The following is a 10660-nucleotide window of genomic DNA, read 5'->3' on the forward strand; positions in this document are numbered from 1 at the left end:
CTCGGCGCCCCCGTGCCAAATGCGGTTGGGCTTCGCCCAGGCCATACGGGGAGAACACGAGGCCCCGGCGTTAAGGCAAGCGCGCCTTCGGCGCTGAAGGGCGGCTGTTTGGGTCGGTGCCGGGGTGGGGGTGTTGGCTTGTGGCCTGCGGGTCAGTCGGTGGTGGTGACTGTTACCTGTACGTCCACTTCTACGTCCACCACCGTCGTCTCCGTGCCTGTGGTGGTCGTTTGGTGGATCCTCGCCCGCAGGCGGTTCTTCAGGTCTTCCGGGGCGTGTTCGCCGCCGCACTTCTTCGCGAGCAGGGCCTTGAGGTGTTCCTCCAGGCCGTACTCCTCCAAGCACGGGTGGCATTCCTCGAGGTGCGTTTGGAGAAGCTGTTTGCGCCTCTCGTCGCATTCCTGGTCGAGGAACAGCCAGACTTCCGCGAGGACTTCCGAGCAGTCCGTTTCGTGGTGGTTGCCGCAGCTCATCGGCCCGCCACCTCCCGCTGGCCGTTGCGCAGGAATCCCCTGTCCCTCGCCACGTCGGCCAGTTGTTCGCGAAGTTGCCTTCGGCCCCGGTGCAACCGGGACATCACGGTGCCGATCGGGGTGCCCATGATGTCTGCGATCTCCTTGTAGGCGAAACCTTCCACGTCCGCGAGGTACACCGCGATCCGGAACTCCTCCGGCAGGCGTTGCAAGGCTTCCTTGACGTCGGTGTCCGGCAGCCGGTCCATCGCCTCGACCTCGGCCGAGCGCAATCCCTGGGACGTGTGGCTCTCCGCCTGGGCCAACTGCCAGTCGGTGATCTCGTCCGTCGGCTGCTGCAACGGCTGGCGCTGCTTCTTGCGGTAGCCGTTGATGTAGGTGTTCGTGAGGATCCGGTAGAGCCACGCCTTGAGGTTCGTGCCCGCGGAGAAGGACGCGAAGGCCGCGTACGCCTTGAGGTAGGTCTCCTGGACCAGGTCCTCGGCGTCGGCGGGGTTGCGGGTCATCCGCAGGGCCGCCGAGTACAACTGGTCGAGCATCGGCATCGCGTCGCGCTCGAACCTCGCGGCGCGCTCGGCCGTCGTCTCGTCAGTTGCGTCCTGCGTTCGCGTGGCTGACACCGCGCTCCCTTCCCACCGTGCCCCGGGCACCGTGGATGAAGCCGTCTGGGACGCTTTCGAGGATACGCGGCGGTCACCGGGACGGCAGTTGGTCGAGCCGCGCGGCGGGCGCGCCTGAACCTGCCTGGTCACCTGCGGATCCATCACCTCGGTTGCCACGTTCGGCCACAACGCGGCCGGCGGCCCGGTCATTCCCCGCGCGCCGCGGCGCCGCTCGACTAGGGTTCGCGCTCATGGCCGGACGTGGGACGCCCGCCACCGCGTTGCTGGACAAGCAGAAGGTGGCCCACAAGCTGCACGCGTACGAGCACGACCCCCGGCACGAGTCCTACGGGCTGGAGGCCGCGGAGGCGCTGGGCATCGCGCCCGAGCGCGTCTTCAAGACGCTCGTGGCGGACGTCGACGGGCGGCTCGCCGTCGGAGTGGTTCCCGTCACGGGTCAGCTGGACCTGAAGGCCCTCGCCGCCGCGCTGGGCGGCAAGAAGGCGAGGATGGCCGACGTCACGGCCGCCGAGCGGGCCACCGGGTACGTCGCGGGCGGCATCTCGCCGCTCGGGCAGAAGAAGCGGCTGCCGCTGGTGGTGGACGCCTCGGCCACCGAGCACGACACGATCTACTGCTCGGCCGGGCGGCGTGGGCTCGAGGTCGAGATCGCGCCGGCGGACCTGGCTCGGCTCACCGGCGCGGTGGTCGCGCCGATCGCCGGGGCCTGAGGTCAGATCGCCTGCTCGTCCAGCGGGCGCAGCACGCGGGCCAGCCACTCCCCCGACGCCCGGCCCACGCCCTCCAGGTCGGCCTTGAGGGAGTGGTCGCCGGGCACCAGCACGACCTCCCGGCGGTGGGCGGCCTCGGGGCGGCCGAACGGGTCCGTTTCGCCCTGCACGACCAGTGCCGCCACCTCGACCCCGTCCAGCTCGGCCATCCGGGACTTCTCCGGCTTGCCCGGCGGGTGCACCGGGAACGCCAGGCACAGCACCGCCACCGCCTGGCCCTCCACCGACGTGCGGCACGCCACCCTGGCGCCCGACGACCGGCCGCCGAACAGCAGCGGCAGGTCCGGGAACCAGGTGCTGCCCAGCTCGTCGGCCACCGCGAGCCACGCCGCGTCCAGCTGCTTCGCGGGTGCCGGCGCGCGGCGGCCGGCCACCCGGTACGGCTGCTCGACCAGTGCCACGTGGACGCCCGCCGCCACCGCCGCGCGGGTCGCGGCCACCAGGTCCGGCGCGCACACGCCGCCGCCCGCGCCGTGGCCGAGCAGCAGCGCGGCCCGACCCTCCGGCGCGGAGTGCAGCTCGGCCCTGGCCGGGCCGTGCGGGGTGTCCACGAGGCGGGTCGTCACGACAGCCCGAACAGCGTCGGCTCGGGTTTCTCGGCCTCGCCGAGCGGCACCGCGTCCATCAGGGACGGGTCGTTGTTGCGGATGCTGTTGACCTTCGTCGACACCGGGCGCAGCTCCAGCGCGTCCACGATGTCCAAGGAGGGCTCCAGCAACGACTTCGGGTCGGTCAGGTCCGGGTCGAGCCACGCGGCCCACCGGTCGCGCGGCAGTACCAGCGGCATCCGGTGGTGCACCTCGCGCATGTCGCCGATCGCGTCCGCCGTCAGCACGGCGCAGGTGATGACCGGCTTGCGCTCGTCGCCCTCCTGCTGCCACCACACCGACCAGATGCCCGCCAGCGCCAGGGTGGAGTCGTCGCCGGGGTGGATGAAGTACGGCTGCTTGCGGCCCTCGCCCGGCTGCCACTCGTACCAGCCGGCGGCCGGGACGATGCACCGGCGTCGTGCGGCCGAGTCGCGGTACGCGGGCTTCTCCAGCACGGTCTCGGACCGGGCGTTGATCATCTTGGCGGCGCCGGACATGTCCTTGGCCCAGTGCGGTACCAGACCCCACCGCATGATCCGGACCGTGCGCTCCGTGGTGCTCTCGTCCACGACGCCCTCGGCGTCGCGCGGGTGGCGTTCCACCACAGCCGGCACGGATTTCGTCGGCGCGACGTTGTAGTCCGGGCCGGGCGCGTCGCCCTCGGTGGCGTCCACCGCGTCGAACTCCGCCGCCAGCAGCGCCGGGTTCTTGGTGGAGGCGTACCTGCCGCACACCAGAAATCACCTCCAAGCGGCCATCGTCGCACGTCGTGACAACCGGTGCGAGCCGTCGACCACCCGATGCGGGATCATCGACCCATGACTCAGCAGTGGCCCGCTCCCACCGCCAACGGCCCCGTGCACGCGACGGTACCCGTGCCGGGCTCCAAGTCGATCACCAACCGGGCGCTCGTCCTCGCGTCCATCGCGGACCGCCCCTCCACCCTGCGCGCCCCGCTGCGCAGTCGTGACACCACGCTCATGGTCGCCGCGCTGCGGTCGCTCGGGATCGGGATCACCGACGGGCCGGACGGCTCGTGGCTGGTCGACCCGCGGCCGATGCGCGGCCCGGCCCGGGTGGACTGCGGGCTCGCCGGCACCGTGATGCGCTTCCTGCCGCCCGCCGCCGCGCTCGCCGCGGACGACGTGGAGTTCGACGGCGACCCGCACGCGCGGACCCGTCCGATGGGCACGATCCTGCACGCGCTGCGCGCGCTGGGCGCCGACGTCGAGGGCGACGCGCTGCCGTTCACGTTGCACGGCAAGGGCGGGCTGCCCGGCGGGCTCGTCACCATCGACGCCTCCGCGTCGTCGCAGTTCGTGTCCGGGCTGCTGCTGTCCGGCGCGCGGTACGAGAGCGGCGTGACCGTGGCGCACGACGGCAAGCCCGTGCCGTCGCTGCCGCACATCGAGATGACCGTGTCGATGCTGCGCGACGCGAGCGTGGTGGTGGACGACTCGGAGCCGAACGTGTGGCGGGTGGAGCCGGGTCCGGTGCGCGGTCGGGAGTGGGCGGTCGAGCCGGACCTGTCCAACGCGACGCCGTTCCTGGCCGCGGCGGCGGTGACCGGCGGCGAGGTGACCATCCCGCACTGGCCCGAGCGCACCACCCAACCCGGCGGCGCGGCGCGCGAGCTGTTCGAGCGGATGGGGTGCGCCGTCACGTGGTCCGAGGCCGGGTTGACGCTGCGCGGTCCGGACACCCTGACCGGGATCGACGTCGACCTGCACGACGAGTCCGAGCTGACGCCGACCGTCGCGGCGCTGGCCGCCGTCGCGTCCGGGCGCACCTGGATCCGCGGCGTCGCGCACATCCGCGGCCACGAGACCGACCGCATCGCCGCGCTGGTCGCGGAGATCAACCGGTTGGGCGGCAACGCCTCCGAGACAGAGGACGGCTTGGTGATCGAGCCCGTGCCGCTGCGCGGCGGCGTGTGGCGCGCCTACGCCGACCACCGGATGGCGACCGCGGGCGCGATCATCGGACTGGTGGTGCCCGGCGTCTCGGTGGACGACGTCGGCTCGACGGCCAAGACCATCCCCGACTTCCCCGGCATGTGGGCGACGATGCTCGGAACGCGCTGACGTGGCCCGCGACTGGCACCGGCTGGACGAGTCGGACGTGCGGGTGCGGCCGGGCAAGGGCACCCGGCCGCGCACCAAGCGCCGACCGGAGCACGCGGACGCGGTGCCGGCGATGATCGTCGGCGTCGACCGCGGCCGGTGGACGTGCGCGGTCGAGTCCGACCCGGGGCGGCTGGTCGTCGCCATGCGGGCGCGCGAACTCGGCCGGACGCCGGTGGTCGTCGGCGACCAGATCGGACTGGTCGGCGACACGTCGGGCGCGCCCGACACGCTGGCCAGGATCGTCCGGGTGGAACCGCGCTCGTCGGTGCTGCGGCGCACCGCCGACGACACCGACCCGTTCGAGCGGGTCGTGGTGGCCAACGCGGCGCAGCTGGTGATCGTGTCGGCGCTCGCGGATCCCCAGCCGCGGCGCGGTTTCATCGACCGGTGCCTGGTCGCGGCCTACGCGGGCGGGCTGGAACCGTTGCTGTGCTTGACGAAGTCCGACCTGGCCTCGCCCGACGAGCTGCTGGAGGCGTACGCGGAGCTGGACCTGCCGGTGGTCGTGACGCGGTCCGACCTGGACCCGGGCGCGCTGCGGGAACGGCTGGTGCACCGGATCTCGGCGCTGATCGGGCACTCGGGCGTCGGCAAGTCCACGCTGGTGAACCGGTTGGTGCCGGACGCGAACCGGGCCGTCGGCGTGGTCAGCGGGGTCGGGAAGGGACGGCACACCTCGACCCAGGCGGTCGCGTTGCCGCTGCCCGAGGGCGGGTGGGCGGTCGACACGCCGGGCATCCGGTCGTTCGGGTTGGCGCACATCACGCCCGACGACATCGTGGGCGCGTTCCCGGACATGAAGGCGATGGCCGAGGAGTGCCCGTCGGGGTGCGGTCACCTGGGCGCGCCCGAGGACCCGGACTGCATGTTGGACTCGCTCGTGGAGTCCGGCGAGGCCTCGCCCGGCCGGCTGGGCTCGCTGCGCCGGCTGCTGGAATCCCGAGGGAAGCTCGAGGAATACGACTAGTGCTGCGTCCGAACGGGTGCCGTTGCGCGGTTCGGGTGTTGTGCCGCGGCATTCGGGCCGCGGCGCCCGGGTAGCGTGCTCCCGTGGCGAAGGTGACCGGAATCGGTGGCGTCTTCCTGCGTGCCCGCAACCCCGTGCGGTTGGCCGGGTGGTATCGCGAGCACCTGGGTGTGCCGATGAGCGATCGCGGGGCCGTGACGTTCCACTGGGAGGCCGCGGAGACGACGACGCTGGCGTTGTTCGCCTCCGACACGGACTACTTCGGCGAACCCGGTCAACGGGCGATGCTGAACCTGCGGGTGGACGACCTGCCGTCGTTGCTGGAGGACCTGCGCGGCCGGGGCGTCGAGGTGCTGCCGGACACGGAGGACTCCGAGTTCGGCCGCTTCGGCTGGTGCGTCGACCCCGAGGGCAACCGCATCGAGCTCTGGGAACCGGCGCCCGGCATGTGACCGCGCCGGGCGCCCCGTCGCGCCGGGCAGGTGATCGCGTCGGGCTCGCGATCGCGTCGGACGAGGACCGCGGCGCCCGACGCGACCGCGACCTACATCAGCTCCAGCACGAACGGCAGCTCCTGGGTGGCGTACCAGGCGAGCTCGTGGTCCTCGGCCTCGCCGAGCGCGAACTCCGCGTCCGGGTCGCCGAGGTCGGCCGCGTCGATCACGTCGGCGGCCTCGCGGACCGCCTTCTCCGCCTCGCCGGTGTCCAGGTGGACCGCCGCGACGAGCTTCGCCGGGATCGGGCCGCCGACCTTGACCACCGAGAAGTCCAGGTCCGGGCGCAGCTTCACGCCCTCCACGTCCACCGACAGCACCGCGCGGCGCGGCACGGCGGACTCGTCGGCCGCGATCAGCCGCAGCGACGCCCGTGCCGCGTCCAGCATCGCGCTGTACTCCAACTCCTCCGTGTCGCCGGAGGCGTAGGACTCGCGCAGGGCCGGGGTCAGGGCGAAACCCGTGCCGCCCACTGCGGTGAACTCGCCCCGGTCCACCAGGTCGCGCAGCATCGCCACGGTCGCCGGCAGGTAGACCCTCATTCGGACACCGTTCCCATCAGTTCCTCCACCGACTCCTCGACCATGGCCGCCAGGACGTCCACGTCGGACATCGCGTCACGGTCCGCGTTCAGCCCGAAGTAGACGCCGCCGTCGTAGGACGTGACCCCGATCGACAGGGCCTGGTTCTTCGCCAGGGGCACCACCGGGAACATCTCGATCATCTTCGCGCCCGCGGCGTACAACGGCACCTGCGGACCCGGCACGTTGGTCACCACGACGTTGAACAGCCGCCGCGAGAACGACGACGCCGCGCGGGCGCCCAGGGCGTGCAGGGTCGGCGGCGCGAAGCCGGAGAACTTCACCAGCGTCGCCGCGCCCACCGACTGGCCCGACTCGCGGTGCGCGCGCAACGCGTGGGACACGTGGTGCAGCCGCACGACCGGGTTCGGCTCGCCGACCGGCAGGTCGACCAGGTAGGCCGACACCTGCGAGCCGAGGCCGTCGTCGCGGATCGACATCGGGGTCATGGCGCGCATCGTCGTGTGCGCGCTGACCACCTCGCCGCGGGAGAGCAGCCAGTTGCGCAGCGCGCCGGACAGCACCGCGAGCACGCCGTCGTTCACCGTGCCGCCGTGCTTCGCGCGGATGGCCCGGAACTCGTCCAGCCGGGTGCGCGCCACGGCGAACCGGCGCTGGGGCGAGATGCGGACGTTCAGCGGGCTGCCGGGCGCCGGCGTCGCGGCCGTGCGCACCGCGGAGGCCAGGCCGCCCAGGGCGCCCGCGACCTTGCGGACCGTGGCGACGGTGTCCAGCGCGGCCGAGCGGACGTTCTCCACCAGCTCGCCCGGCCGTTGCACGACCTCGGCCACCGCGTCGGCCACCAGCTGGAACGAGCTCGGCTCGGGCTGGGGCATCCACAGCGAGCCGACCGGCGGGCGCGGTGTCGCCGAGACGTCCAGGATCACCTGGCCGATCTCGGGCGCGCCGACGCCGTCGACCACCGCCTGGTGGGTCTTGGTGATCACCGCGGTCCGATTCCGGGCCAGGCCCTCGACCAGGTAGATCTCCCACAGCGGCCGGGTGTGGTCGAGCGGGCGGGACATCAGCCGCGCCACCAGGTCGTGCAGCTGCTGGTCGGTGCCCGGTTTCGGCAGCGCGGACCGGCGCACGTGGTAGGTGACGTCGAAGTCCGGGTCGTCCACCCACACCGGGCGGGCCAGCCTGCCCGGCACGTGCACGACCTTCTGCCGGTAGCGCGGCACGAGCGAGAGCCGCTGCTCGATCAGGTCGACCAGCCGGTCGTAGTCGAAGCCCGTGCGCGGCCGCCGGAACACCGCGACGCCGCCCACGTGCATCGGCGTCGTGGAGTCCTCCAGGTACAGGAACGAGGCGTCCAGCGCGGACAGGCGGTCGGGCATGCTGCCCAGGCTAGTCGGTGCAGCTCGCCACGAGCCGGTTCACGGCGTCCACCTCGGCCTTGTCCCGGTGGTGGCGGCTCAGCCTGATCTCGGCGGCGGCAGGCATGGCCTGGCGCACCGCGTCGTCGACGCCCGCCAGGAACGCCCGGACGAGCCTGCTGCGCGCCAGCCGCTTGAACGGCCGCAGCTCGGCGACCGCGATCGCGAGCCAGCTCAGCGCCACGTCCACCCGGCGGTCGCCCCTGGTCGCGCTCGCCCAGTCCACGACGACCGGACCGGACGGGCCGAGCACCACGTTGCCGGGGTGCAGGTCCAGGTGCAGCAGGTCGCCCTCGCCGGGCAGGAACTCCGGCGCGCGCACCGCGTCCAGCTGTCGGTGCAGGTCGGCGAGTTCGCGGCCGAGCGCGGCGGCGCGCCACGGGTGCGCGTCGAGCTCCTGCGACATGCGGGGACCGGGGACGTACTCCATGACCAGCTCGTGCTCCGAGGCGTCGGCCACCCGGGGCACCGGGAGCCCGCGCGCGTGCAGGTGCCGCATCAGCTCGGCCTCGGGCACCAGGTCGCGGCCCGTGCGGGCGCGCTTGACCAGCAGCCCGTCGGAACGGAGGTAGACATCCGACTCCCGACCGCTGGCCAGGAGCCGATGCGCCTCGTTGCGCAAGGTCATGTGACGATCATCATGCATATGAGCCTGAGCACAACCCCCAAACGGGTGCGAATGCGGTGAGCGGTCGATGGGACGATTGGGCGTGGACGTTTCGCCCAAGGACCGCTTTGTCACCGTTTACGGCCGCAAGCCCGTGTTGGAGGCGCTCGACGACCCCCGGTTGGAGGTCGACAAGGTGCTGCTCGCCGAGGGCGCGCGGGGCCCGGCCGCCCGGGAGATCATCGACGCCGCGAACCGGCGCGGCGTGAAGGTGCAGCGGGCCACCGCGCAGCGGGTGAAGGTGCTCGCGGGCAACGGCAAGCAGGACCAGGGCGTACTCGCGGACGTCGTCGCGCCCCGGATGCTGCCGCTGGCGGCGGCGCTGGCGAACCGGCCGCGCGGGGTGCTGGTGCTCGACGGCATCACCACGCCCGCGAACGTGGGCATGATCCTGCGCACCGCGACCGCCGCCGGCATCGAGGGCATCGTCGTGCCGCGGCGCGGGGTGGCCTCGATCGACCCGCTGGTGGTGAAGGCCTCGGCCGGGGTGGCGTTCCGGGCGCCCGTGCTGCGGTGCGCGACGGCGGCCGAGGCGGCGGCGGAGCTGCGCGCGGCCGGGTACCCGCTGTTCGCGCTGGACGCCTCCGCGCGGCAGACCGTGTTCACCGCGGACCTGCCGGAGCGGGCGGCGTTCGTGCTGGGCAGCGAGTCGTTCGGGATCTCCGAGGACGTCCGGCCGCACGTGTCGGGGTGGTTGTCGATCCCGATGGCCGCGGGCGTCGAGTCGCTGAACGTGGCGAGCGCGGCGGCCGTGCTGTGCTTCGAGGTCGTGCGCCGGCGCGGCTAGGGCAGGTCGAGCAGCGTCCGGAGCTCCTCGAGCGTGTCGCGGACGGACCGGTGGTGCACCCCGACCATCCCGGCCGCCGCCGCGCCGCGCACGTTCACGGCCAGGTCGTCGACGAACACGCAGTCGCCCGGTTCGAGGCCGAGGCGTTCGGCGGTGTGCAGGTAGACCCGCCGGTCCGGTTTGGCGATGCCGAGTTCGCCGGACGTGACGACGACGTCGAACACCGCCCCCCAGGCCGCCGGCGGTGCCCACAGGCCGTCGGCGTTGGACAGGATCGCGGTGCGGATCCCTTGCCCCCTGGCGGTTTTCGCCGCGTCGAGCAGGGGTGGCGACCCGGCGGCGCGGTCGTCGCCGAGGTCGGTCAGCACTCCGCCGAAGTCGAGCACCAGTCCGCGCACCGTGCCTCCTTCAGGTGATCTCCGTACGCGCCGGAGGTGGTCGCGCTCGGTTCAGCATGCCACCGCGGTTGCGCCCCCTGCCGGAGACGTGGGAACGGCCCGCCCCAGGGCCTCCGGACGTCCGTCCGCTGGTGACGGCGCTCGCCGAGGTGCTGTGCGGTCGGCGGACGCCGGGTCAGCTGGCGGCGGTGATGACGACACCGGCGCTGGCGTCGGTGCGCGACGTGGCGACCGGCCGGGCGGGCGCCCGGGTCGACCGCGTGCGGGTGTGCCGGGTGTCGCCGGACGCGGGCGAGGTGGCGGGCAGCGTCGTGCTGGGCGACCGGGTCCGCGCGATGGCGCTGCGCGTGGAGTCCGACGCGGGCCACTGGGTGTGCACCCGCTTCACCCTGCTGCCGTGACCGCCGCCGACCCTCGCCCGGCGCGCCGCCGGGGAACGCCCGGGCCAACTCGCCCGCAGCGGCTCGTGACCGCGCCGCGCCGGCGGACAGGCCCGGACGCCGACCGAAGGCCGCCGACGCCACCGGTGCCGCCCACGCGGACCTCTCGCGCGACCACGGGGTTCATCCCCGGCCCACCTCGCCCGGCGCGCCGCAGGGGAACGCCCGAGCCAAATCGCCCACAGCGGCTCATGACCTCGCCCGCAGCGGCGGACGGGCCCGGACGCCGACCGAAGGTCGCCCGACGCCACCGGTGCCACCCACGCGGACCTCTCGCGCGACCACGGGGTTCGCCCCCGGCCCACCGCACCCACACGAGCGGCACCGCACCCGGAAAGCGGTCGGGGGCTCGCCTCCGTGGCGAG

Annotated in this window: 14 protein-coding genes; 6 read left to right on the forward strand and 8 right to left on the reverse strand. The window is 73.3% G+C overall.

The window, feature by feature from the left end:
• Positions 1-152: 152 nt before the first annotated feature.
• Positions 153-473 (reverse strand): mycothiol system anti-sigma-R factor, encoded by a 321-nt coding sequence (gene rsrA / locus AB0G50_RS35355; protein ID WP_360118292.1) that lies wholly within the window; start codon positions 471-473, stop codon positions 153-155.
• Entirely contained in the window at positions 470-1093 is a 624-nt protein-coding gene (locus AB0G50_RS35360) for a sigma-70 family RNA polymerase sigma factor (protein ID WP_360118295.1), read from the reverse strand. The genes rsrA and AB0G50_RS35360 overlap by 4 nt, the downstream gene beginning before the upstream one ends.
• A 233-nt stretch (positions 1094-1326) precedes the next feature.
• On the opposite strand from AB0G50_RS35360, the gene ybaK reads away from it, so the two are divergent.
• Entirely contained in the window at positions 1327-1806 is a 480-nt protein-coding gene (ybaK, locus tag AB0G50_RS35365; RefSeq protein WP_360118298.1) for a Cys-tRNA(Pro) deacylase, read from the forward strand.
• A gap of 2 nt (positions 1807-1808) precedes the next feature.
• On the opposite strand, the gene AB0G50_RS35370 is transcribed toward ybaK, so the two are convergent.
• Together AB0G50_RS35370 and AB0G50_RS35375 are read right to left on the reverse strand one after the other, a co-directional pair.
• The gene (locus AB0G50_RS35370; RefSeq protein ID WP_360118301.1) at positions 1809-2432 is read right to left on the reverse strand and encodes an alpha/beta family hydrolase; all 624 of its coding nucleotides are present in this window, start codon (positions 2430-2432) and stop codon (positions 1809-1811) included.
• Complete coding sequence (locus AB0G50_RS35375) at positions 2429-3190, reverse strand: SOS response-associated peptidase (RefSeq protein WP_360118304.1); 762 nt, start codon at positions 3188-3190, stop codon at positions 2429-2431. Before AB0G50_RS35375 ends, AB0G50_RS35370 begins: the two co-directional genes overlap by 4 nt.
• 84 nt (positions 3191-3274) lie before the next feature.
• Between AB0G50_RS35375 and aroA the strand changes: the two genes are divergently transcribed.
• The 3 genes from aroA to AB0G50_RS35390 all read left to right on the forward strand — a co-directional run bounded on the left by aroA (position 3275) and on the right by AB0G50_RS35390 (position 6001).
• A complete protein-coding gene (aroA, locus tag AB0G50_RS35380) occupies positions 3275-4540 on the forward strand; it encodes a 3-phosphoshikimate 1-carboxyvinyltransferase (protein WP_360118311.1) in 1266 nt (421 codons plus the stop codon).
• A gap of 1 nt (position 4541) precedes the next feature.
• The gene (rsgA, locus tag AB0G50_RS35385; protein ID WP_360118314.1) at positions 4542-5549 is read left to right on the forward strand and encodes a ribosome small subunit-dependent GTPase A; all 1008 of its coding nucleotides are present in this window, start codon (positions 4542-4544) and stop codon (positions 5547-5549) included.
• An 83-nt stretch (positions 5550-5632) separates the two neighbouring features.
• On the forward strand, positions 5633-6001 hold the full coding sequence (locus AB0G50_RS35390) for a VOC family protein (protein ID WP_360118317.1): 369 nt from the start codon (positions 5633-5635) through the stop codon (positions 5999-6001).
• 92 nt (positions 6002-6093) lie between these two features.
• Here AB0G50_RS35390 and AB0G50_RS35395 read toward each other — a convergent pair whose 3' ends face one another.
• The 3 genes from AB0G50_RS35395 to AB0G50_RS35405 are packed head-to-tail and all read right to left on the reverse strand — an operon-like array spanning position 6094 to position 8631.
• A complete protein-coding gene (locus tag AB0G50_RS35395; RefSeq protein WP_360118320.1) occupies positions 6094-6585 on the reverse strand; it encodes a hypothetical protein in 492 nt (163 codons plus the stop codon).
• On the reverse strand, positions 6582-7964 hold the full coding sequence (locus tag AB0G50_RS35400; protein WP_360118323.1) for a wax ester/triacylglycerol synthase family O-acyltransferase: 1383 nt from the start codon (positions 7962-7964) through the stop codon (positions 6582-6584). Before AB0G50_RS35400 ends, AB0G50_RS35395 begins: the two co-directional genes overlap by 4 nt.
• 10 nt (positions 7965-7974) lie before the next feature.
• Positions 7975-8631, reverse strand: coding sequence for a phosphotransferase (locus tag AB0G50_RS35405; protein ID WP_360118325.1), 657 nt, complete (start codon positions 8629-8631; stop codon positions 7975-7977).
• Between the two features lie 67 nt (positions 8632-8698).
• Between AB0G50_RS35405 and AB0G50_RS35410 the strand changes: the two genes are divergently transcribed.
• Positions 8699-9457 (forward strand): RNA methyltransferase, encoded by a 759-nt coding sequence (locus AB0G50_RS35410; RefSeq protein ID WP_360118327.1) that lies wholly within the window; start codon positions 8699-8701, stop codon positions 9455-9457.
• Here AB0G50_RS35410 and AB0G50_RS35415 read toward each other — a convergent pair.
• Entirely contained in the window at positions 9454-9855 is a 402-nt protein-coding gene (locus AB0G50_RS35415; RefSeq protein ID WP_360118330.1) for an HAD-IA family hydrolase, read from the reverse strand. The two genes, AB0G50_RS35410 and AB0G50_RS35415, sit on opposite strands and share 4 nt — an antisense overlap.
• A gap of 131 nt (positions 9856-9986) precedes the next feature.
• Between AB0G50_RS35415 and AB0G50_RS35420 the strand changes: the two genes are divergently transcribed.
• Entirely contained in the window at positions 9987-10256 is a 270-nt protein-coding gene (locus AB0G50_RS35420) for an Rv3235 family protein (protein ID WP_360118333.1), read from the forward strand.
• The last annotated feature ends 404 nt before the right edge of the window (positions 10257-10660 follow it).

Source organism: Actinosynnema sp. NPDC020468, from assembly GCF_040642015.1.
GTDB lineage: Bacteria > Actinomycetota > Actinomycetes > Mycobacteriales > Pseudonocardiaceae > Actinosynnema.